Below are 23,508 nucleotides of genomic sequence, written 5' to 3' on the forward strand. Positions count from 1 at the left end.
TGAACTCTGATTTACGAACATCTTCTCATCGATTCTTGAACTTACAACTTTTCTTCCATCATAAAAAATCCGACCGACGAATCAGGAAATCTCTTCGTTGATCGGATTCATATACGTGTACCATTACGATTTCGCGACTTTTTGTAGCATCTGACACCCGTAAGCCCGTAATTTAATCGATTCGAGTACAAGCGACATCTGTTGTTCATCCAATCGTTCAATCAACTCGATGATCGTTATCGTCGTTCGCCCATTATATAATTGTACGATCAAGTGGATGATTGCTTCTAACGCTGGACTTGGATAGGGTTCTGACAGAAATTCACGATCAAAAAACTCACCACTATCCGGAAAGAAATAATCCGAGAATCGTTCGAGCACTTGTGGCTGTCCTGTTGCGAGATACAGCATCGAGACCATCGCTGCATCTTCTCGTTGTTTCGGCTTTAAGCGTCTCCACAACAGATCGAATCGTCGTTCATGTTCCGCTTGCATGAATTGTATCGTCTGCATGGTTGAAGCCTCCTTTGTTTTTCATTCTTCCTGTTGATTCTTTTCCTTATATTTTTATTCCCTATTCCATCCAACTGAATCATCTCAGCGTATCCTCTTGCGATTGAACTGACACGATTGGGGGTACATTACAACAGATATAAGAGAGGAGTTTACATCCATGCCAACGCGCCTAGCTTTAGCCGGAGCTACCGGTTACATCGGTCACAATCTACTGAACGAACTGAAGAAAAAATATGACGTCATTGCCCTTTCTCGAAACGGCGATGATAAGGACAATGAGGAACGTGTCGAATGGCGATCGTGCGATCTCTTTTCTCTAGACGATACGATTGCTGGTATGAAAGGAGCGGACATCGCTGTCTATCTCGTTCATTCGATGATGCCTTCTGCTAAATTGACACAAGGATCGTTTGAAAACATGGACTTATTGTTAGCCGATAACTTTGCCCGTGCAGCAAAAGAAAATGGTATCCGACAAATCATTTACTTAAGTGGTATCATTCCTGAGGAAACAGAAAATCTATCGCGTCACTTAAAGAGCCGACTCGAGGTCGAACGCGTTCTTGGTGCTTATGGCACACCGGTGACGACGATCCGTGCCGCATTGATTGTCGGTCCAAAAGGCTCATCTTTCCCAATCTTATCGAAGCTCGTCAAACGCCTCCCCGTCATGGCACTCCCACGATGGACACGTAACAAGACACACCCCGTCGCTTTACCGGATGTCATTCATGCACTTGGTGAAAGTGTCGATCGCGATGATGTTAAAGACCGGGCAATCGATATCGGTGGACCGGAAGCGATGACCTATAAAGAGATGATCCTTCGAACTGCTGACATCATGGGAAAACGACAACCGACCATCGATATTCCTTTATTGACCGTTAAATTATCTCGACTTTGGGTGACGCTCGTGTCTGGAGAACCAAAAGAAACCGTCTATCCACTCGTTGAAAGCATGGTTCATGAGATGGTTGCAGATCCAGAAAAAATGGTTCCAGGGATCAGTGACGGAAAAATTACATTCGAACAATCGGTCCGTGATGCGCTAAAAGAGGAGGAAGAAAAAAAAGGTTCTTCTTCCTCGTCGTCTTCAACACCAGACGCCCTTGACGTTCGTTCAGTTCAACGTGTTCTTTTGCCGAAGGATCGCGATGCCGACTGGGCAGCTGACGATTACATGGATTGGTTATCTTCGTTTGCGCGTCCTTTCCTATCATCAACTATGAACGATCAAGTCGTTGGAATAAACATTCCATTTTACGAACAACCCCTACTTGAATTGACGAAGGAACCGGTTCGTGATCGACAAATGGCGACATACCGGATTACCGGCGGACTGTTCGCAAAAGTCGAGGAAGATAGCCGGGGTCGGATTGAATTTCGGCAAATTCCCGGTACACAGGAATGTATCATTGCCATTCACGAATTCGTCCCTGCTTTACCGTGGATACTCTATAAGGTGACGCAGGCGAACGTTCACTTGCTCGTCATGTATCTCTTTAAATTACACTTATTGCGTCGAATTCATTCGACGGAACAAGAATCAACACACGCAGACGAAATCGTTCCGTCATCTTGATCCCGATTAAAACGATCCGCCTCTTCCTTGGCGGATCGTTTTTTGTCGCTTGCAGAAGGATGACGAAACTAAAAAAATCGTGATACACTGAACGATGACTGAAAGAAAGGGGTTTCATTGCATGCGCTCATTTGAGGAACGATTATCGAACCAACTCGAAGCGACAGCTTCACTCGCCACGTTGATTCAACCTTCAACGGATCAACTCCGTTTAGATAAACTAGATAAATTCGCTATGAAACTATTGAAACGAGAGTTCACGATTGCTTTCGCTGGTCATTTCTCGGCTGGAAAGTCAAGCATGATTAACGCCTTGACGGGTGAATCGGTCTTACCGACAAGTCCGATTCCGACGAGTGCGAACATCGTGACACTTCAACAAGGGGACACTGATTCAGCGATCGTTCACTTTCATGAACAGCCTTCTGTTCGTCTGACAGCAACAGAGCAAGAGGAGCATCTTAAAACACTTGGGAAGAGTGGTGATGTCCGTCAAATCGATTTGACGCATGCTGCGTCCGATCTGCCTCCTGGTCTCGTCTTGATGGATACACCAGGCGTCGACTCGGTCGATGATGCCCACCGTGTATCAACGGAATCCGCCCTTCACTTGGCTGACATCTTGTTTTACGTCATGGACTACAATCATGTTCAATCTGAATTGAACTTCATGGTGACGAATGAATTACAAGCTGCCGTACCGGAACTATATTTAATCGTCAATCAAATCGATAAACATCGTGAAGATGAACTATCATTCGACGCCTTCCGCCGCTCGGTCCATGCATCTTTCGCTGAACATGGTGTCGCGCCGAAAGGGATCTTCTTTACAAGCCTGCGGAAACCAGATCATCCGTATAACGATTTCATGGAAGTCGAACAGCTCGTCAAACAAAGCATTCGTGATGCTCAACCGAAGTTGTTGGCTTCTGCCGCTTTAACGCTTGAAAGTCTTCATCAAGAGCATACACGTTATCTCACACGTCTCGTCTCAGAAGCCCACGAGACGATGGCTGAACAATTGAATGACGCTGAACGACGTGATCCAGAGACGATCGAAACCGAATTAGCCCACGTTTCGCAACAATTAGAAGCACGTCAGCCGGACCGCTGGGTACAGACGTTTTCGTTGCATCGAGATCAACTATTGAAAAATGCGACATTGATGCCGTTCGAATTACGCGAGAAGATGCGTCGTTTCCTCGAGTCACGCCAACGCGACTTCAAGGTCGGATTGTTCCGAAGTACAAAAAAAACGGAAGCGGCTCAAGCAGAGATTGCACAAGATGTGTTGCGTGCCTATCAGACGGTGACCGCTTCCGAGATTTCGCTCCATTTACGTAACTTGATGAAACAATCGTTACGCGACCTTGGTCTCCTGCAGGATATGCATATCGTCGCGATCGATCAGCTTTCACTCGCCCCGCCGCTTTCCGTACTCGAGAGTGCCCTGCCGACTGGCATTACGATCACGGGTGAATCGGTGCTCCAGTTCACGAATCGTGTCGCCGAACAGACACAAGCTTGGTTCGTCAAGGAAACGAATGCGTGGCGGGAGCATGTTCGACTAGAGTTGACATCAACTTTCCCGAAAGAACAAGCTGAGCTATTGCAACAACAAACGTCACTACAGCATAAATGGGACAACGTTCAAGCATGGCAACAGGCTACCGTAGCACTCGAGCGATATGAGTATGGAGTTGCCAATCCATCTGACCAACAGCTCGAACAGGCTCGGACACAAGTTTCAGTCTGGGAAGAGCAATTGATTCAGCAAGAAGCGACAATCGTTTCCTTTACCGGGTATGAATCGGTGACAGAAACAACTGCGTTTGAGCTCGCGAAGACGATCAGTGAGCAACAATCCGTCCGGTTTGCACCAGAAGATGTTGCTCAAATCCGTCAGCAGCTGAATGGTCTACAGGGCTTTGAAGAAGCCGTCGCTTATTTAAATGACAAATTGGATCGACTGACACACCAATCGTTCACGATTGCCTTATTCGGTGCCTTCAGTGCCGGAAAATCATCGTTTTGCAATGCTTTGCTCGGAGAGAAGGTACTACCCGTCTCTCCGAACCCAACGACCGCGTCCATCAACCGGATTCATCCCGTTGACACTACACACTCGCACGGCGTGGCAGAAGTCACATTCAAGTCGGAAGCAGCGATGCTTGAAGACTTAAATGAAGCGATGGTCGCAACGATGACGTTCGAGTCAACGAAACAGGCATACGATACGCTCTTACCACGTGCCGCATCGCTGACGGATCCGTTCTTGCGTGCTTTCTTGACAGGATTCCCAACCGTTCAATCATTCATCGGTACCGTCCAGACGGTCGATCAAGAAGCTTTTAAACAATATGTCGCACAGGAAGAACGAAGCTGTTTCGTCGATGTCATCGATTTCTATTATGATAGTCCCTTAACTCGTCTCGGCGTGACACTCGTTGATACACCAGGAGCGGATTCAATCAATGCCCGTCATACCGATGTCGCCTTCGATTACATCAAAAATGCGGATGCAATCTTGTTCGTCACGTACTTCAACCATGCCTTTGCTCGCGCTGACCGTGAATTCTTGATTCAACTCGGTCGTGTCAAAGATGCATTCGAACTCGATAAGATGTTCTTCCTCGTCAATGCGATTGATCTCGCTGCTTCAGAAAGCGAACGTCAAGATGTCTTGAACTATGTCGCTACGGAACTGCAACGCTTCGGGATTCGGTCGCCCCGACTGTATGGAGTCTCGAGCTTACAAGGACTCGCCGAAAAGCAGCAAGAGCGAACGGATTCAATTTCCGGTTTATCCGAGTTCGAGGAAGCATTTCATCAATTCCTAGCGGAGGACTTGACCGGTCTTGCTAAAGTATCGTTGTCTGAGCAGACGGAAAAGACCGTCGAGCGCCTCGAACGGTTCATCGTTGCGACTGAAGCAAACCTCCTGCGAAAAGAAGAACGGCTGGCTGAACTGTCTACTTTAGAACAGCAGGTCACCGATCGTTTCGAGGACAATCGTGCTACTTTGATCGAACCTGCACTCAAAGCAGAGATTCATGAACTGTTGCACCATGTCGTACAACGCATTTATTACCGTTTCCCTGACTTCTTCAAAGAAGCCTATAATCCCGTTCGTTTTGCTCAGACGAGTAAAGGAGTAGCACTACAGGAGGCCTTGACGGAACTGTTGACATTCCTACGGTTCGACTTTGAGCAGGAGCTCCGGGTCACGCATTTCCGCATCGACCAATGGCTCGAAGCGGCCTTAGTCCGTCGTCAGCAAGAGGAGCAACAGTTGCTTGAGCAATGGAACGAATCCTTCCAGCTCGCGCCTGTCACGGTCTCTCGGTTGAAAGAAATGACGTTCGACGGACCCTTCGAGGATGCAACCCCTTATATTGGTGTCAAACGCCACTTCCGGAATGCGAAAGCCTTCTTTGAGAAGAATGAGAAAGAACAACTGAAGGAAGAACTGGCGACGTTAACTAAACAAGAAGCACTCGCATACACTACTGCTCAACAAGAGCGTTTGCTGACAGTCGCGACGGCACATCTAGATGTCTCTTTAACATCCCTTTCAGAGCACCTGTTACGCCAAGCACTCGAACAACTCGAGAGTGAACGTGCGACGTTACAGGCACAAGAGACACTGACACCTTATAAACAAGCTGCCGCAAAGATTCGCAATCTGACGCAGCACGTCACGTCATGAAACATGATCAATCCATACAAAAGACCGGAGCGCGACGCGTTCCGGTCTTTTGTATTTTCTTCACCGCACAGGCGTTGGCCAGAACGATTGAAAATAGTGGACGATGTATTGATGGACGTGCCGGACGACTGGGCGTAATTCTGTCCCGACAAGTCGGTTCAACGAGACATCCCATAACATCGGCGGCTCGAACGGGATGATTTTAATGTCATCCGCATGATGAAACCGCAGAATCGGTTCCGGTAGGATCGAGATGACGTCGAGTTCTTGAACCATCCCGATCAACAAGTCCCATGCACCAGACATGAAGAAGATATTCGGTTCTTGCTGCACTTTGCGAAACTCCGATAGTATTTGATGATGTAACATGAATCGATCATTTAAGATGACGAGTGGTTCATTTCCGATATCACTATAAGATAGAGCTTCTTTTGCTTGAAACGGATGATTTGGGCGAACGGCAACGACGACTTCATCTTCAATCAATCGAAAACGTTCAATGCCATAGGATTCACCTGGTTCGATCAAAATAGCCAAATCGAGTTCTTCAAGTAGCAGTCGACGTTTGAGTTCAAACGCCCCTTCTTCGATGATTTCGAGTTCAATCCCAGGATGTTCCGCCATGAACTTCGGGATTAACTGTGAAAATAACACAGGGAGAATGACAGGCGGGATTCCGAGACGGACTTTCCCTCGGACGACGTTTGAGCGTTCGCGCAGATGCCCCATCAATGCTTGATGACGTGTCAGAACGATCTTCGCATCTTCATACAATTGACGTCCCGTTTCCGATAACCCTGTCAACCGTCCGTGCTTTCGAATGAATAGTTCCACTTGCTCCAGCTGTTCGAAGTCGCGAATCATCTGACTAAGCGCCGGTTGCGAAATCGACAAGTGTTTCGAAGCACGCGTTAAGTTATAGCCTTGCTCGACAATTGTCGTAAAAAAAAGTAACTGTCGAATATCCACTTACATCTCTCCTTATTCATCAAACCAACGATTTTTTTTGAAGAACAGAATCATCACTAAAGCAAGGAGTCCCATTGCCCCTAACGTCACGAAATAACCATACCGGGTGGTCAGTTCTGGCATATGTTCAAAGTTCATGCCATATATACCAGCGATGAACGTCAACGGCATGAAAATCGTCGTAAAGATCGTTAACGTCTTCATGATGCTATTCATCCGGTACGAATTGAGGGAAATGAAGTTATCCCGAAACTCAGATGTCATCAATCGGTTGTATTCAATCATTTCGGATAACTTTAGTAAATGATCATACAAATCGCGAAAGAATGCTTGCTTCTTCGGATGAATCGATAACCGCTTCGATTCGACGACCCGATACAATAAGTCCCGCATCGGCATGACTGTCCGCGAGATTCGAAGTAACTGCGCTCTTAGTTCGAAAATTTCTTCCATCAACCGACGATCGTTTCCGCGTGATCGATAGCGTTCCTCAAGCGCAAACAATTCATCTTCTGTCGCATGGACGATCGGAAAATAACCGTCGACGATCTTATCCATGATTTTATGTACGAGATCGACCGTTTCTTGTGTGTGTAGGCAATGACTGTATTGTTCAAACACGACGTCAATTTCCGGCGAGGATTGCTCATGGTAGCTAACAAGATGCCGATCACTTGCGAACAAATTGATTTCACGACTCATCAACGTTCCTTCATCAAGTGTATGAAGGACAAAAAAACTATGATCCGCATAATACTCGAGCTTCGGACGTTGTAAATAATGAAAACAGTCTTCAATCGCCAGCGGATGAAAATCAAAGGCATCGATCAATTTTTGCTTTTCTGTATCTGTCGGTTGATTAAAATCAACGAAATAGCGTTTGATACCCGGCTCTTGTATCCGAAATATATCATCTGTCAAAATGATCGTATCGTTCGCATCGATCAATATACAACGAATCAAGTTCCTCTCCCCCCTTTTATTATTTAAGCGTACTATATTATTTCAAATGCAACAAAAAAGGATTCCAGAAAGGGAATCCTTTTTCTTATAGACAATCAACCATGTTCAATATAAAAACCGCTCCAATATACTTGACGATACGTAAATTCTTTACCGCTTTTCGTCGTTACAAGCATTTCATCTTCTGCCATGACGGCGATTTTAATCGGAACTTCACCGTGATCCGTCAAATAATTGAGGATCTCAAGGTGTCGATTCAACCAGAGACGACGACGGAACCATCGAAAACGACTAAACGCTGCACTGAAGTGGAGTAAAGCGAGTGACAGAATAATCAAGGCAAATGGAAGTGGAATATCGAACAAAGCAATCAAATATACATCTGCGATGAGTAAAGATAGCGAGAGACCCATTTCCGTCATCTCCATAAAAGATGCTTTATAGGTCGCGAAGTAGGTCATCACGCGAAACAACAAGATGACCGTTAGATACGGTACGAAATACATTTGAAACACATGGTCCGTGCCACTGTTGACGAACATGAGCAGTGGCAGGAAGAATAGCAATTTCCAGATTAGGATGGCGGAATAAAATAAAGTATGATCCGTGTAGCGTTTGCGTACGATGGCTTGACTCATATTCATTGCCTTCCCCTCCTTCATGATGGACCGTTTCAAAGTCAATGATGACAGGACATGATGCCTATAAGGGTATGTTTCCAAATTCAACTGTTTCTAATCATCTAATTCACAGTTTATAGAAACTGTATATTTAGTATACGTGATTGGTTTCGAAAAAGTTCACTTTCCCCATCATTTCCCATTATTCGATGTGCTACCGATCCGATTCTCACTCTTGCTAGTCGCCCGGATCTTCTACTGCTACAATATAAGATATTCCAATTGAATAGAATCGAGTTGAATTTTTCATGTACACCCATATCATTGTCGGTGCCGGAATTCTTGGTGCCTCGACAGCTTATCATTTATCAAAGGCTGGTGAACGCGTCTTACTCGTTGATCGGAAGGAACCCGGTCGCGCCTCCCATGCGGCAGCGGGCATCATCTGTCCATGGATGACACAACGACGCAATAAAGCATGGTACAAGTTAGCGAATAACGGTGCTCATTTTTACAAGACATTGATTCCTGAACTCGAAGCACTCGGCGAGACGAGCACAGGTTATCAGCAAGTTGGAGCGATCGCCTTACACGAAACATCAAAAATCGATAAGATGGAGACGATTGCGCAAAACCGCTTTCCAGAAGCCCCTGCCATCGAACGGATCGAACGACTCGATCAAGAACGTGTCAAAACGCTGTTTCCGCTCGTTGAACAGATCGAAGATGCCTTATTCGTCTCTGGCGGTGCACGTGTTGATGGACGTGCCTTATGTGCCGCTATGATCCGTGGGGCTGTCGAACACGGTGCGACTGTACTAGAAGGAGATGCTTCTCTTGTCGTAGACAAAGGAGTCGTCACCGGTATAACCATGGAAAACGAACAGTACTCGGCAGACCACTTCATTTTAACGGCAGGCGTTTGGTTGAATGACCTTCTTCGGCCGCTTGACCTTAAAATCGATTTGCACCCAGAGAAGGGACAAATCCTACAACTCGACTTGACGGATTCTACATCAACGACGTGGCCTGTCGTCATGGGACAACGCGGATTGTACCTGGTTTCGATCCACGAAAAGAAACTGATCGTCGGTTCGACACATGAGAAACAGACCGATTACAACTTAAAGCCGACCGTCAAAGGAATGCATGCTTTATTGAATCGTGCTTTACCTGTCTTACCAAGTCTCGAGGAAACGACAATTGATGAACTCCGTATCGGCTTACGTCCCTATACAAAAAACTCGTTACCAGTAATCGGACCGCTTCAAAATCATCCAAACGTGTTCTTAGCAAACGGACTCGGCGCATCCGGTTTGACGATTGGACCTTATCTCGGTAGCCAATTAGCGAAGCTTGCAAATCATCAAACGCTTGATATCGAATGGCAGACCTATGAGCCGACATACGTCTCTTTCGACTCCTAACTCACTTTATGCTTTTTGAAAGGAAGTACGTCATTGTCCATGAAACCAGTAGTTTCACTTGAATTATTTGATGCTTTAGATATTCGTGTCGGTACGATCCAGTCGATTTCGAATCGCACGGATGGCTCAATTCAGCTTGAGCTACAATTCGACGGATTTACACGTTCTTTTTCACTCGCTTGGGATTCACTACGACCTGATGTCCACGAGCTGCTTGGAAAACAAGCGATTGCTGTACTCAACGTACCTGGTCGTACGCCAGAAGAGTCCGGACGAGTGCTTGAGATTGGGCGTTCAGAACAATGGATGCCGATTCTCGTCGTGCCGGAACATCCGATACCTGAAGGTGCACGGATCGAATAAGACACTTTAACCTATGAAAAACACTCCCCAGTCATGCTTTTAACGGAAGCTTACGTGTAGGAGTGTTTTTTAGTTATGACGCCGTTACATTTTTTCTAAATAATGCACGCTAAATCGTTTGTCATCATCAATCCAGCAATTGACCGGATGAAAACCACTTTGACGAGCGAGAGTCTCAAACTCTTCTTTACTGTATTTATAGGAGTTCTCCGTATGAACCGTCTCCCCCTGTTTAAACGGAACCGTCACGTCTCCGACTTGTACTAATTGATCAAGTTGACTCCGAAGATGCATTTCGATTCGTCCTTTTTCTTCATTATAAAAAGCATGATGTTTAAATCGGGTCACATCAAACGTTCCATCGAGCATCTGGTTCAAGTGCGTCAACATGTTCAAATTGAATGCTGCCGTGACACCGGCTGCATCGTTATAAGCACGTTCAAGGACATCGGTCGATTTTTTTAGATCAACGCCGATCAAGAATCCATCTCCACTTTCAAGGATCCGCGATGAATGACGTAAAAAGTGCATCGCTTCCTCCGGTTCAAAGTTCCCGATCGTCGAACCCGGGAAAAAGATGACCCGTTTTTGAGACTCCTCTACCGGTAAGGAAATGGCTTGTGAATAATCACCACAAACAGCTTTAATATGCAATGCAGGATACCGCTCCGATAATTGACGAGCAGATTCCATCAAAAAGTCTTTTGAGATGTCGATCGGCATGTACGTATCCAAGTGCGTAAACGTCTCAAGCAACATCTGGATTTTACGACTGCTTCCACTTCCATATTCGATCAGCGTATGCACATCCCCAATACTCTGAGCGATTTCCGCTCGGTGTTGCTCCAAGATAGCAAGTTCCGTTCTTGTCGGATAATATTCCGGTTGTTGCGTGATCTGCTCGAACAACTGGGAGCCGATATGATCATAAAAGTATTTCGCCGGTAAGACTTTTTGTTCGCGCATCAGACCTTCGATGACTTCTAAACGCATGTTTTGTTGTGGAGTATATAAGTCGTAGCCAATGACCGTCTCGCGCATCACATGTCACCCGCCAATCGGAAGCCGCCAAATAACCAGCGTTTATCGGGTGGGAAGAAGTTTCGGTACGTCTCGCGAATATGATCGTCAGGCGTCACGCACGCTCCTCCACGTAGTACCATTTGATTACACATGAACTTCGCATTGTACTCTCCAAGTGCTCCCTCAAGTGGTTTACTGCCTGGGTACGAACTATAAGGACTTGATGTCCATTCCCAGACGTTACCGAACATGCTCGCAAGTGTCGTCTCTGACTCTTTGACTACGACTGGATGAAACGTACCATTTCCCATCATGTTGCGCTTCGTAACGGAATCGACTTGACGAGAAGCCCATTCCCATTCCGCTTCTGTCGGCAAACGCTTCCCTTTAAAACGGCTGTAAGCATCCGCCTCATAAAAGCTAACGTGACAGACTGGTTCGTCGAGCCGCAATGGTTCGACGCCATTCATCGTAAAGATCGTCCATTCTCCCGCGTCATCCTTCATCCAATATAATGGCGCTTTCCAGCCTTCTTTTTGAACCGTCGCAAAGCCATCAGATAACCAATACTCTGACTTTTCATAGCCACCTGCTTCAATAAATGCCAAATACTCCCCGTTCGTGACAGGACGTGTCGCTAATTCAAACGGATGCAGCCACGTTTTATGGCGCGGACTCTCGTTATCAAACGCAAAACCGTCTCCTGTATGACCAATCTCGACGAGTCCTTCCTCAAATGGGATAAAGGATGTTTCCATGAGTGCATTTTCAGGCACGTCCGGTTCTAACGACTTTGACTGATAGGCAGGTAATAACGGATTCGTGAAAAAGTTATACTTCACGTCCATCAAAATCAATTCCTGATGTTGTTGTTCGTGTTGTAGTCCCATCTCGACCAATGCTTCGATTTTTCGTTGGTCTTCTGGAGTCCGTTCTTCTTTCAAGAACTCGATCATTTGTCCATCGACATATGCCCGGTAAGCGATGATGTCCTCGACGGTCGGACGTGACAACATTCCCCGTTGTTGACGAGGTTGATAAGGTCCGATTGAATTGTAGTAAGAGTTGAACAAATAATTGTATTTCGGATGGAAGACTTGATAGTTTTCACTATATTCCTGTAGTATCATCCGTTCAAAAAACCAAGTCGTATGGGCAATGTGCCATTTTGGCGGACTCACGTCTGAACTAGCTTGAATGATGAAATCCTCTGCTTCGAGCGGTTCGATTAAGGCAATCGTTTGGTTGCGAACGGTAGCGAATTTTTCGATTAAGTACGATGTCGTTTCAAATAGCATGTCAATCACTCCCTATCCAAAATATTCCGAATTTTTCGGTCCATTTGACTTATACCCCTCCTATGGAAGAGTTATGCTAAGGAAACAAAAAAAGTCCGCTCTGTTAAGAGCGGATTCATCATACTTAAAATACTTTATCACCGTTGAAAATCGAGTTTTTGACGACGACGTAGTCGACCGTCCGAATCGCCTTCAATTTATTTCCACCAGCGTATGAGATCGCTGATTGCAAATCTTGCTCCATTTCAATCAATGTATCTGCTAGACTTCCTTTATGCTCGACGAACATCTTTTTCCCTTCAACATTCTTGCGTTCGCCTTTTTGGAACTCAGAAGCAGAACCAAAATATTCCTTGACGAGCACCCCGTCCACTTCATGTGTCTCACCAGGCGATTCTTCATGCCCTGCGAAAAGTGAACCGATCATGACCATCGAAGCACCGAACCGAACCGACTTCGCGATATCCCCATGCGTCCGAATACCACCATCGGCGATAATCGGTTTGCTTGCTGCCTTCGCACACCAACGAAGTGCTGCGAGTTGCCAACCACCTGTACCGAAACCTGTTTTAATTTTCGTGATACAAACTTTACCTGGTCCAATCCCGACTTTTGTTGCGTCTGCTCCTGCGTTCTCAAGTTCGCGTACCGCTTCCGGTGTACCGACGTTTCCAGCAATAACGAAACTTGTTGGCAAAAGCGATTTGATGTGGCGAATCATCTGAATGACTGCTTCCGAATGACCGTGTGCGATATCAATCGTGATGTATTCAGGAGTTAGTCCCTCTGTCGCAAGCTGTTCGATCAGCTGATATTCTTCTTCCTTGACACCGACGCTAATCGAAGCGAACAGTTGACGCTCTTGCATCATACGAACGAACGCTAGACGTCGTGCCGGTTCGAATCGATGCATGATATAGAAATAATCGCCTTCAGCTAAGAACAAAGCAATCGATTCATCAATGATCGTTTGCATGTTTGCGGGTACGACCGGAAGCTTGAAACGACGACCGCCGAACTCGACTGACGTATCACATTCCGAACGACTACCAACGATTGATTTTGCTGGAATTAATTGAATATCTTCATAATCGAATACTACATCCATGAATAACACCTCTAATTACGAATATTTTTTATATATCGGCGATAATCATTCGCCCATTGACTACTATAACGAACTGTTATCATAGTGTCAAAGAAATTTTCGTGTTTTTAAGGTTTTTCATGAACTTTTTTAGTTAACAAAAAAATAATGTTCGGATTTTAACAATATTGTTGTTGTAAATCAGTCAACCACTGCTCTTCCCAATCGAAATAACTCGATGCCTCCGATTTCTCAAACACTTGATCAGGATAAGGCAAGGCAAGTGGCGGACGCTCATTTTTTGGAAAATAAGCCAGTTGCTTAGATTCCCCATCAATGGCCTCGAGCTTCCCACTGACTACCTCACATTCGAACATCGTTGCTACATACTCGACCTCGTTTCCGTCAGGATACGTAAGTCGAAACGATTCCCCACCAAATGTCGCGATTAGTCGGACGGGTCGAACGAATAGACCCGTTTCTTCATAGACTTCGCGAATGACTGCTTGTGCAGGGGATTCTCCTAGTTCAATCGCCCCGGCAGGCAAACTCCAAAACGGACCACCTGGATCCTGGAAAAGGATATGCCCTGCTTCGTTTCGAATGATTGCTGCGACGCATGGTGTAAACAGACATTGTGTTCCGACATGTCGCCGTAGATTGGCATAATAATCAGAGATTGGCATGACCTGACTCCTCCCGGTCTTCTTTTAATAGAGCAAACAAAATAAAATCTTCCCAGGCATCATTGATGAAGAGGTTTTGCTTCGCGATTCCTTCTTTACGAAATCCGACTTTTTCAAGAACACGAATCGATCCGACGTTCGCCGGCATGACCTCAGCACGAATACGGTGGAACTGATGGACATCAAATAGATGGTCTACGAACAATCCGACCGCTTGAGCCATATATCCTTTTCCACCATAGACGGCATCTAACTGATAGCCGATCATGCACGTCTCGGCTGGTCCACGCTGGATGAACATCGCTGAGACATCGCCAATCAATTGATCGGTCTCTGATAAAAAAACACCGTAAGCATAATAAGCATCTTGTTTCATCAACTCTTGATGACGAAAAATTCGTTCCCGCTGCCCCTCTAACGTGTACTGTTCGGGTAAAGGCTTAACTGGCATCCAGTATTCGAAGTGTTCACGATTTCGTAAGTTCATCTCAAGAATAACTGCCGCATCATCTAAGACATACGGGCGAATATATATAGGTAACATCATTTTTCCTCCTTTTGATTATTATCTTTAGTTCAAGAAGTTTGGGTGTTTCATAATTCATCCAGCGGGAATCTACATAATAGTTTCATTACATTACTGTGACAGCATACTATAGAGAAAACTGTCGAAGAAGGAGTGACCTATGTATTCAGACACTGATTTGCTCAATCAAATCAAACAGCGTGATTCTGTCGCGCTCGAACGATTATACGATCGTTACGAAAAAACACTCTTTCTTTTATTTCGTCGTACACAGGTCGATGAAGCACTTATTCATTCTGCAATGACCGAATTATTCCGAACTGTTTGGGAACAACCGACACGTTACCCGAACTTCCAAGGATTCATTTTGCATACATTACGACAACTCAGTAGTAAAAGAGAACATATTCCGACTTAATTGAAAGAATCAGTTATACTCTTTCGACACAGGTAAAATGAACCCTTTAATTCAATGATGTATTTAGAGAAGAACAGCTTACTTTGTTTTACTTTGTTCTTTTTTTGTTTTGTCCTTTCTTTTTCGATACGGGCATGCTATATTATTAAGTAATTATTGTTGTTCGGTGGAGATACGAAGTGTTTCACTTTATATTCGATGAAATTGATCACGGTAGTAATAATCAGTGTGCCAGTCACACGCAGGAGGCAATACACATGGAACAAGGTAAAGTAAAATGGTTTAACGCAGAAAAAGGATTCGGCTTCATCGAGCGCGAAAGCGGAGACGACGTATTCGTACACTTCTCAGCAATCCAATCTGAAGGTTTCAAATCACTTGACGAAGGTCAAGAGGTTTCTTTCGAAGTTGAAGAAGGTCAACGCGGACCACAAGCAACTAACGTTGTAAAACTTTAATTTCTTTTAGACCCTGCTCCGGCAGGGTCTTTTTTTGTTTAAATATGCTACACTGGCGATTCAAGAAGAAAGGAGATGTAACATGACACTCGAACAAACCGTGCAACACCTTAAAGATGCTATGCTAAAAGGAGATTCATCACAAGTTTCACATCTATTATCTCCCGAATTCACGTTCATCGATGCGTTAGGGCGATCGTTCGACGCCGAAACGTATCTTGATCATTACGTTGACCCTGCGAATATCCGCTGGTTATCCCGGACCGATGATTTTTCATACATTGATCACTTTGAAGATACAGCGATTCAGTATAGTTTAATAGAAGATCGTTTTGAATACGGGGCAACTCAATACGTAGGACGTTTCCGGATCGTATCAATCTATCGTGCTACGTCAGATGGTTGGAAATGGCACTTTGGTCAATTAACATCTCTTGATCCGTCGTGACGGATTCAAGAGATGTTTTTGTTTTCATTTTCCATTCATCGTTAGTTAGAATTGCTTCTCATTTTTCATTCCGTTACACTTGAGTGGTACATATTTTCTGAAAATTCAAGAAGGAGTGTATCCCATGACGGTTTATAACTTTTCTGCCGGTCCTGCAGTCCTTCCTGCCCCGGTCTTAATGAAGGCTCAATCCGAGCTACTTAATTATGAAAATTCAGGACAATCGGTTCTTGAAATGAGTCATCGTTCGCCAATCTTCGAATCGATTCGAGATGCAGCCGAACAATCATTGCGAAGGCTCATGTCGATTCCTGATACGTACTCCGTCTTGTTTCTTCAAGGTGGAGCTACACTTCAGTTCGCGATGTTACCCCAAAATTTAGCGACGAAGACCGGACGGATTGATTTCATCGATACCGGTGGCTGGTCGACCAAAGCAATTACGGATGCCAAACAGTATGCGACGGTTAATGTCCTCGCCTCTTCTGCTGATCACGGTTATCGCTTCATCCCAGAAGGTCCGTTCGCGTCATCAGCCGACTATTTGCACATCACTTGGAACAACACGCTCGAAGGAACGACGTATCACACACCGCCTCACGTCGATGCGTCACTCGTCGCCGACGTTTCTTCTTCCATTTTGTCTGAATCTTTGCCAGTCGAGGCATTTGATGTGTTGTACGCCGGTGCTCAAAAAAACCTTGGCGTCGCCGGTTTGACGGTTGTCATTGTAAAAAATGAGCTACTTGATCGTGTTCCGGATACGATTGGTACCTATTTACGGTATGACATTCATGCAAAACAACGGTCTTTGTATAATACACCGCCGACATTCAGTCTTTACATGACGAAATTAGTACTCGATTGGATTGAAGAGACGGGACTCGAGACGATTGAGGCAAGAAACGTCTCACAAGCGCGCATGTTATATGAAGCAATTGATCAATCCGATCTATTTCATAACCATGTAGCCATCAAGGATCGAAGCCGGATGAACATTCCATTTTCGACCGGAAGTGAGACGGAAGACGCTGCTTTCTTGACCTTCGCTGCGCGTCACGATCTAATCAATCTTGCCGGTCATCGTTCGATTGGTGGAATGCGCGCGAGTCTTTACAATGCGATGCCGACCGAAGGGGTTACGGCACTGATTCACATCATGCACCGTTTTGAACAGGGGGAACGTTAAATGTATCAAGTCCAACTATGGAATGATCTATCGGATAAAGGATTAAAACGATTCACAGACGACTATCACGTCCAGCGAGAAACGGAGCAGCCAGACGCCTTTCTCGTCCGCAGCAAGGATTTACATGACATGCGCTTTCCGGACAGTCTTAAAGCCGTCGCCCGAGCTGGCGTCGGCGTCAATACGATTCCACTCGATCAACTTGCGAACCGCGGGATTCCCGTCTTTTCGACACCAGGCGCTAATGCAAATGCCGTCAAGGAACTAGTCATCGGCAGTTTATTCCTGACGGCGCGAAAGCTCGTCCCTAGTCTGCTTTGGACGAACAACTTACGCGGACCGGATATTCCGGAGCGGATTGAAGCGAACAAAAAACAATTTGTCGGAACGGAGTTGCTTGGGAAACGAATCGGAATCGTAGGACTTGGAGCAATCGGCGCGAACTTAGCCAACACTCTCCATGAGCTTGGCATGACCGTTACAGGCTATGATCCACATATGTCCGTTGAGTCCGCTTGGCGCGTCTCAAATCAGATTCAGCGGGCAACACAGCTCGAGGATCTGCTCGCGACAAGCGACTACATCACCTTGCATCTTCCGCTCGTTGACGCAACGACAGGTTTACTCGATGCATCACTCTTGTCGAAGATGAAACACGGCGCGACTTTGCTTAACTTCTCTCGTGGCGAACTCGTCGATGAACAAGCGTTAGCCGATGTACTCCGGTCTGGTCGTCTGGCCAATTATGTGACGGATTTCCCGAATGCCTTCATCTTGTCCCTTCCACGGGTCATCGCTTTGCCACATATCGGGGCATCAACGAGTGAAGCGGAGGAAAACTGTGCCATCATGGCGGTCGATCAACTGCGTCTGTTCCTTGAGACAGGAAACATCCGTAATGCTGTCAATTTCCCTGCTGTCGAGTTACCGTTCACCGGAAAACGACGGATTACGATTGCTCACCATAACATTCCGAATATGGTCGGTCAAATCGCCTCCGTGTTAGCACAAGAGTCGATCAATATCGCGAATATGATCAATGGTAGCAAAGATGCTATTGCCTATACGATCATCGATATCGATAACCATGCGGATGAGTTGATTTCGCTCGACCGACTGAATCAGATTCCTGGCGTCTTGAAAACACGTCTACTTTAAAAGGAGTGATCCCCATGCCAACGTTTGAACCTTTTGCGGCGTTACGACCGGATTCAAAATATGCAGCAGACTTTGCCGCCTTACCGTATGATGTTTATTCTCGCGATGAAGCACGATCTGAGATTCGTCGTCATCCGCTGTCTTTTTTACGGATCGATAAAGCAGAAGCCACGCTTCCGTCATTAATCGCTGAAGATGATCCACGCGTTTATCAGCAAGCAGCTCTTGCCTTCGAAGAGAGTCAAACAAACGGCATCTTACAGCTCGACACGGACGAGACGTATTACATTTATCAACTGTCTGACGGGACACATATCCAATCCGGTTTCGTCGGATGTGTTTCCGTTAACGATTATGAAACGAATCAAATTCGTAAACATGAGTTCACGCGTCCGGACAAAGAGCGCGATCGTGTCCGACATGTCGAACATCTAAATGCTCATACGGGACCGATTTTACTTGCCCATCAAACGGATGCCCAGCTTCAAGAAATCGTCTCGACGATTACTGCAGGTGATTCTCTATACGACTTTACTGTCGATGGAATCACACACCGAATTTTTAAAGTCATCGATCGCCATCATCTGTTGACGATCGGAAGCCAGTTCGCGCGCCACGACGCCCTCTATATCGCTGATGGTCACCATCGTGCTGCAGCGGCAGCCGTCGCTGCTAGTCGGACGGATCAGGAAGAAGCCCAACGCTTCCTTGGTGTCTCCTTTCCGCAGGAACAATTACGAATCCTCGGCTATCATCGGGTCGTTGAAGATTTGTACGGTCAATCCGTCGTTGATTTCATTGAGCGATTAGCCCATCGCTTTACGATCACAAAAGGACGTGCCGAACAAACAAAACGTCACCAAATCGAGATGTATCTCAACCGGCAATGGTATACCCTTTCGTACGATTCTGAACGAACAGGGACGAAAGCGAATCTCGACGTGTCGATTTTACAAGAAGAGTTGTTGACACCGTTACTCGGTATCGAAGATCCACGGACGGACGCACGTATCCAGTTCGTCGGTGGTCATAAGGGGTATGCCGGTCTTGAGCAAATCGTGGATTCCGGACATGCCGCGGTCGCTTTTCACTTGCATCCGACTTCGATCGAAGATTTAATGGCTGTGGCTGATGCGGGAGAAGTAATGCCGCCGAAGTCGACTTGGTTCGAACCGAAGCTTCGGAGTGGTTTACTGATCCATCCGTTTGATTCGTAATGCACACGCACTAAAAAAGCAAGTCGTGGATATCGTATCCGCGACTTGCTTTTTCTTAAACGTGTCGTAAAAGAAGAGCCGACACAGCTTCTACTTGAATAGTTCCCGACAACGTCGTTGCATCTAACAGACTTTCATACGTCCCTTCAAATGAAAGAGATTGTTCTTCTTCACTTAAGTTGACTACGAGCAAGTAAATATTTTCGCCTTGACGTCGCTCGACGACAAATGTCTGTTTTGTATCATCGATCCTTTGGAAATGATACGTTCCGGCATTTGCTAAAACCGGATGCTGTTTTCGAAGAGCGATCAACTGTGCAGCGTGATCGAACAACTCACGGTTCTGCTTCGTCTCATCCCATTCCATGCATGCTCGGTTGGCCGGGTCTTGTCCGCCCATCATTCCAATTTCATCACCATAATAGATGACAGGCGTACCCGGAAACGTCAACAGTATAGTGAAGAGCAATTTCATCCGCTCGATATTCCCCTTCGCACGCGTTAAAGCACGCGGCGTATCATGCGAATCAATCAAATTGAACATGACCTCGTTGACATTTTGAGAATGCCAGTTTAAATTCCGGCTGACCGCATACGAGAAATCACGAACGCTGGTCTCGCCCGTCGCAAAACAAGTCAGGAAGCTCTCTGTCAAACCGTAATTCATGACGGCATCGAATTGATCGCCGAGTAACCACGGTTGTGAATCCGTCCAACATTCGCCGACGATATAACACGTTCCGTTCGCAGCCCGGACTTCCTTTCGAAACTCACGCCAAAACGCATGATCGACTTCACTTGCAACATCCAGACGCCAGCCGTCGATTCCGAATTCCTCAACCCAATAACGTCCGACATGAAGCAAATATTGTTTGACGTCTGGATGAGCGGTGTTCAACTTTGGCATGTTCCGTTCAAATGCAAACACTTCATAGTTCGGGATTGATGGATCGACCGGGAAGGAGTCAATCGTGAACCAGTTGACATATTTTGAGTCTTGTCCCTTTTCTAATACATCCTGAAATGCGGGGTGATCTTCACTAATATGATTAAAGACGGCATCGAGTAATACGCGGATACCATTCTCATGTAGCACATCTATCATCTTGCGGAATGTTTTCTCGTCACCAAAGGCAGGATCAAGCTTTAAGTAATCAAGCGTATCGTATTTATGATTCGATGGTGCTTCAAAGATTGGACAGAAGTAGACACCGGTGACGCCGAGACGTTGTAAATGATCGACGTGATCGATGACCCCTTGAAAATCTCCACCGAAGAAATTCTGAAAAGCTGGTGCTTCACTTCCCCACTCCTTCGCTCCCGCTGGATCGTTCGTTGGATCACCATTTGCGAATCGTTCTGGGAAAATTTGATACCAGACCGTATCTTTTACCCAATCCGGTGTATCAAAGACGTCCGTCGCATGAACATATGGAACAGAAAAATAATAGCCCGGATGATCGAGTGGCGCTTCGTCATACCAACCGCGTTCGGTCAAAACGGCTGTGGTTTCGCCATGAACCTCGAACCCATATCGTACCCGCTTTCGTTCTGGACGGATTGCAATGAACCAATAGTCATACGTCGCGTCACTTCCATTGTATTGCATCGACTTCTGTTGCACTTTCCAGGATTTTTCTTTCTCCGGATCAAAATTCCAATCTCGGTCTTCTTCTTTTTCCGCTTCCCATTCATAAGGATCACCATATATCAATTCAACTTTTTCAATATCGTCTTTAGCCGTCATGAGTCTAATATGAACGGTCTCTTGATCATAGGCATAAACGAATGGTGATAATGCGCGATGAACTACTCCAGCCTGGTTCAAATACTGTCACTCTCCCTTAAATTGATATTTCTCTAATTGATATTTCTCTATCGGTAAAGTTCCTTTCTTCCGCATCACTTAAACGCATTTAGTAGAAATTCAACTGTTCGACCGACATTTTAGTTCAGTCTATCAGGTAGTTTAAGGTATACTGATAACGCATAAGAAATCATGGATTTCTGACATTACGGAAAGAGAGTGGATACGAAATGGGTCGTAAATGGAATAACATTAAGGAAAAAAAGGCATCAAAAGACAAAAATACGAGTCGGATCTACGCAAAGTTCGGTCGTGAGATTTATGTAGCGGCAAAACAAGGCGAACCAGATCCAGAATCTAACCAAGCGTTAAAGGTCGTACTCGAACGAGCGAAGACATATAACGTTCCCCGTGCCATCGTTGATCGAGCGATTGAAAAAGCAAAAGGTGGAGCGGAAGAAAACTATGATGTACTTCGTTATGAAGGATTTGGTCCAAGCGGTTCAATGGTCATCGTCGAAACATTGACGAACAACGTCAACCGGACGGCTTCTGACGTGCGTGCTGCATTTGGGAAAAATGGCGGAAACATGGGCGTTAGTGGATCCGTTGCTTACATGTTCGATGCGACTGCTATCTTTGCGTTTGAAGGAAAATCTGCGGATGACGTGCTCGAATTGATGATGGAAGCGGATATCGATGTTCGCGACATCCTCGAAGAAGACGATTCTGTCATCATCTACGCCGAGCCAGAACAATTCCATGCTGTGCAAGAAGCGTTGAAAGCTGCAGGAATCACCGAATTCTCGCTTGCCGAACTCGTCATGCTCGCTCAAAACGAAGTCGTGTTATCTGAGGACGACGTTGCACAATTCGAGAAAATGATCGATGCACTTGAAGATCTTGAGGATGTACAACAGGTCTACCATAACGTAGAGTTATAATCAAAAAGACAAGGGGATGGTCGTAACCATCCCCTTGTCTTTTTGATTATACAGTTTCTATATCGGTTAACGCCCGTAATCGGTCACGCACCGTCTATCATCATAAAGTATGAAACGCGTTTCATAACAAGAATAAAAAAAGATTCATTTGTGATGTTTATTTCTTCAATTTTATGGGAACAGTAATATTCGGAGTTAATTATAACTTATCTTGTTTTGAAGAAATAAAGGGAGGAACGAACGATGACATATTCTTTAATTGAAACATTTAAGCACATCGTAAGCGAGGCGACCCGTTTCAAACGTGTTGATTTCGGAGGTTACGATATTTATATGCAGACGACGGATGGACGAACGATTACGGCACATATCCGCTATGACGGTGGTGGCACTGATTTTAATGAGGCTTATTTGATGCTCGAATCTAGCACTGGACAGCGTCGTACAGCAACCTTAACGCTTTATCAGTTCGAACATCTCTCTTCTTATACCGCACACAGTGAACGGACACGTGCCCTTGTCACAACGAGTGCTTGATGATCAAAAAACACGCCTCTCATGCGAGAGACGTGTTTTTTAGTTTTCTTCTCGTTCTAAGCGTTCGAGTTCTGCGTGCGTTTGTGGGAATCCATTCGCTTGCCAATCTGCCCGATGAATGGAATCAAGCTGTGTCAGTCCGACTTCAGCCGGATCGCGTTTCGCGTCGACGCTTGGTCGATGATCAATATCGTTAGACGTCGTTTTTCGTTGTTGGTATTGTTGATAGGCGATTGTCGCAATCGCCGCTAAACCACCTAAAATGACACCTGTCTTGAATGTTGCTCTCATGAAAGTTCCCCCTCTATGATCATTAGTCGTGCTCTAGATAGATGTACCCGGGTTACTTGATTTTGAATCATTCTTCGCATGGATCAACGTGTTTTTGAAAAAAACAAAAAAAAAATTTCAACCTATTTCTGCCGTGTTCCTACATATTTAATAATCAAGAGAGAAAATGGCTCTATCCCTTATGCTTCAATGCTTCACGTCATGCAAGAAGGAAAAAAGTACGCTATACTTGATTCAGAAACATCTTCGACGAACAAAATGAATCGTGTTTT

General features: G+C 45.5%; 23 protein-coding genes. 12 read left to right on the forward strand and 11 right to left on the reverse strand.

Annotated elements, in window-relative coordinates; all coding sequences use genetic code 11:
- Positions 1-123: 123 nt before the first annotated feature.
- Positions 124-513 carry a hypothetical protein gene (locus ACY2IG_RS09620; protein ID WP_035407503.1) on the reverse strand — a complete coding sequence of 130 codons (390 nt, stop codon included), beginning with the start codon at positions 511-513 and terminating at the stop codon, positions 124-126.
- A 160-nt stretch (positions 514-673) separates the two neighbouring features.
- Between ACY2IG_RS09620 and ACY2IG_RS09625 the strand changes: the two genes are divergently transcribed.
- Positions 674-2,098: an NAD(P)H-binding protein gene (locus ACY2IG_RS09625; RefSeq protein ID WP_308101682.1), complete on the forward strand. Its 1,425-nt coding sequence runs from the start codon at positions 674-676 to the stop codon at positions 2,096-2,098.
- A 121-nt stretch (positions 2,099-2,219) separates the two neighbouring features.
- On the forward strand, positions 2,220-5,807 hold the full coding sequence (locus ACY2IG_RS09630; RefSeq protein ID WP_462617824.1) for a dynamin family protein: 3,588 nt from the start codon (positions 2,220-2,222) through the stop codon (positions 5,805-5,807).
- A gap of 60 nt (positions 5,808-5,867) precedes the next feature.
- On the opposite strand, the gene ACY2IG_RS09635 is transcribed toward ACY2IG_RS09630, so the two are convergent.
- The 3 genes from ACY2IG_RS09635 to ACY2IG_RS09645 form a co-directional block, all read right to left on the reverse strand.
- Positions 5,868-6,776 (reverse strand): LysR family transcriptional regulator, encoded by a 909-nt coding sequence (locus ACY2IG_RS09635; RefSeq protein WP_035407494.1) that lies wholly within the window; start codon positions 6,774-6,776, stop codon positions 5,868-5,870.
- A gap of 12 nt (positions 6,777-6,788) precedes the next feature.
- Positions 6,789-7,739 carry a magnesium/cobalt transporter CorA gene (gene corA / locus ACY2IG_RS09640; RefSeq protein ID WP_462617825.1) on the reverse strand — a complete coding sequence of 317 codons (951 nt, stop codon included), beginning with the start codon at positions 7,737-7,739 and terminating at the stop codon, positions 6,789-6,791.
- Between the two features lie 95 nt (positions 7,740-7,834).
- A complete protein-coding gene (locus tag ACY2IG_RS09645; RefSeq protein WP_035407488.1) occupies positions 7,835-8,383 on the reverse strand; it encodes a hypothetical protein in 549 nt (182 codons plus the stop codon).
- A 284-nt stretch (positions 8,384-8,667) separates the two neighbouring features.
- Between ACY2IG_RS09645 and ACY2IG_RS09650 the strand changes: the two genes are divergently transcribed.
- Positions 8,668-9,786: an NAD(P)/FAD-dependent oxidoreductase gene (locus ACY2IG_RS09650; protein WP_035407485.1), complete on the forward strand. Its 1,119-nt coding sequence runs from the start codon at positions 8,668-8,670 to the stop codon at positions 9,784-9,786.
- A gap of 39 nt (positions 9,787-9,825) precedes the next feature.
- Entirely contained in the window at positions 9,826-10,149 is a 324-nt protein-coding gene (locus ACY2IG_RS09655; protein ID WP_056061877.1) for a hypothetical protein, read from the forward strand.
- 84 nt (positions 10,150-10,233) lie between these two features.
- Here the strand turns inward: ACY2IG_RS09655 and egtD are convergent, their stop codons facing one another.
- From egtD to ACY2IG_RS09680, 5 genes are all read right to left on the reverse strand, one after another.
- On the reverse strand, positions 10,234-11,190 hold the full coding sequence (gene egtD, locus ACY2IG_RS09660; protein WP_056061879.1) for an L-histidine N(alpha)-methyltransferase: 957 nt from the start codon (positions 11,188-11,190) through the stop codon (positions 10,234-10,236).
- Entirely contained in the window at positions 11,190-12,470 is a 1,281-nt protein-coding gene (gene egtB, locus ACY2IG_RS09665; protein WP_056061882.1) for an ergothioneine biosynthesis protein EgtB, read from the reverse strand. Before egtB ends, egtD begins: the two co-directional genes overlap by 1 nt.
- Positions 12,471-12,594: 124 nt before the next feature.
- Entirely contained in the window at positions 12,595-13,578 is a 984-nt protein-coding gene (gene guaC / locus ACY2IG_RS09670) for a GMP reductase (protein ID WP_035407471.1), read from the reverse strand.
- 158 nt (positions 13,579-13,736) lie between these two features.
- Positions 13,737-14,243 (reverse strand): NUDIX domain-containing protein, encoded by a 507-nt coding sequence (locus tag ACY2IG_RS09675; RefSeq protein ID WP_329468639.1) that lies wholly within the window; start codon positions 14,241-14,243, stop codon positions 13,737-13,739.
- A complete protein-coding gene (locus tag ACY2IG_RS09680) occupies positions 14,230-14,787 on the reverse strand; it encodes a GNAT family N-acetyltransferase (RefSeq protein ID WP_329468641.1) in 558 nt (185 codons plus the stop codon). Before ACY2IG_RS09680 ends, ACY2IG_RS09675 begins: the two co-directional genes overlap by 14 nt.
- Before the next feature lie 142 nt (positions 14,788-14,929).
- Between ACY2IG_RS09680 and ACY2IG_RS09685 the strand changes: the two genes are divergently transcribed.
- The 6 genes from ACY2IG_RS09685 (at position 14,930) to ACY2IG_RS09710 (ending at position 19,657) form a co-directional block, all read left to right on the forward strand.
- The gene (locus ACY2IG_RS09685) at positions 14,930-15,187 is read left to right on the forward strand and encodes an RNA polymerase sigma factor (protein ID WP_056062036.1); all 258 of its coding nucleotides are present in this window, start codon (positions 14,930-14,932) and stop codon (positions 15,185-15,187) included.
- Between the two features lie 257 nt (positions 15,188-15,444).
- Positions 15,445-15,645: a cold-shock protein gene (locus ACY2IG_RS09690; protein WP_023468529.1), complete on the forward strand. Its 201-nt coding sequence runs from the start codon at positions 15,445-15,447 to the stop codon at positions 15,643-15,645.
- An 82-nt stretch (positions 15,646-15,727) separates the two neighbouring features.
- Positions 15,728-16,093 carry a nuclear transport factor 2 family protein gene (locus ACY2IG_RS09695; protein ID WP_035407460.1) on the forward strand — a complete coding sequence of 122 codons (366 nt, stop codon included), beginning with the start codon at positions 15,728-15,730 and terminating at the stop codon, positions 16,091-16,093.
- Between the two features lie 124 nt (positions 16,094-16,217).
- Entirely contained in the window at positions 16,218-17,282 is a 1,065-nt protein-coding gene (serC, locus tag ACY2IG_RS09700; RefSeq protein ID WP_329468650.1) for a 3-phosphoserine/phosphohydroxythreonine transaminase, read from the forward strand.
- A complete protein-coding gene (locus ACY2IG_RS09705) occupies positions 17,283-18,440 on the forward strand; it encodes a phosphoglycerate dehydrogenase (RefSeq protein ID WP_056062043.1) in 1,158 nt (385 codons plus the stop codon).
- Between the two features lie 14 nt (positions 18,441-18,454).
- A complete protein-coding gene (locus ACY2IG_RS09710) occupies positions 18,455-19,657 on the forward strand; it encodes a DUF1015 domain-containing protein (RefSeq protein WP_462617826.1) in 1,203 nt (400 codons plus the stop codon).
- Between the two features lie 55 nt (positions 19,658-19,712).
- Here the strand turns inward: ACY2IG_RS09710 and ACY2IG_RS09715 are convergent, their stop codons facing one another.
- On the reverse strand, positions 19,713-21,485 hold the full coding sequence (locus ACY2IG_RS09715) for a glycoside hydrolase family 13 protein (protein WP_462617827.1): 1,773 nt from the start codon (positions 21,483-21,485) through the stop codon (positions 19,713-19,715).
- A 209-nt stretch (positions 21,486-21,694) separates the two neighbouring features.
- On the opposite strand from ACY2IG_RS09715, the gene ACY2IG_RS09720 reads away from it, so the two are divergent.
- The gene (locus ACY2IG_RS09720) at positions 21,695-22,408 is read left to right on the forward strand and encodes a YebC/PmpR family DNA-binding transcriptional regulator (protein WP_308101692.1); all 714 of its coding nucleotides are present in this window, start codon (positions 21,695-21,697) and stop codon (positions 22,406-22,408) included.
- Between the two features lie 243 nt (positions 22,409-22,651).
- Complete coding sequence (locus ACY2IG_RS09725) at positions 22,652-22,945, forward strand: hypothetical protein (protein WP_035407444.1); 294 nt, start codon at positions 22,652-22,654, stop codon at positions 22,943-22,945.
- 39 nt (positions 22,946-22,984) lie between these two features.
- Here the strand turns inward: ACY2IG_RS09725 and ACY2IG_RS09730 are convergent, their stop codons facing one another.
- Positions 22,985-23,236 carry a hypothetical protein gene (locus ACY2IG_RS09730; RefSeq protein ID WP_056062056.1) on the reverse strand — a complete coding sequence of 84 codons (252 nt, stop codon included), beginning with the start codon at positions 23,234-23,236 and terminating at the stop codon, positions 22,985-22,987.
- Positions 23,237-23,508 lie beyond the last annotated feature (272 nt).

The sequence above is a fragment of the Exiguobacterium sp. EF_C8 genome (assembly GCF_054956715.1).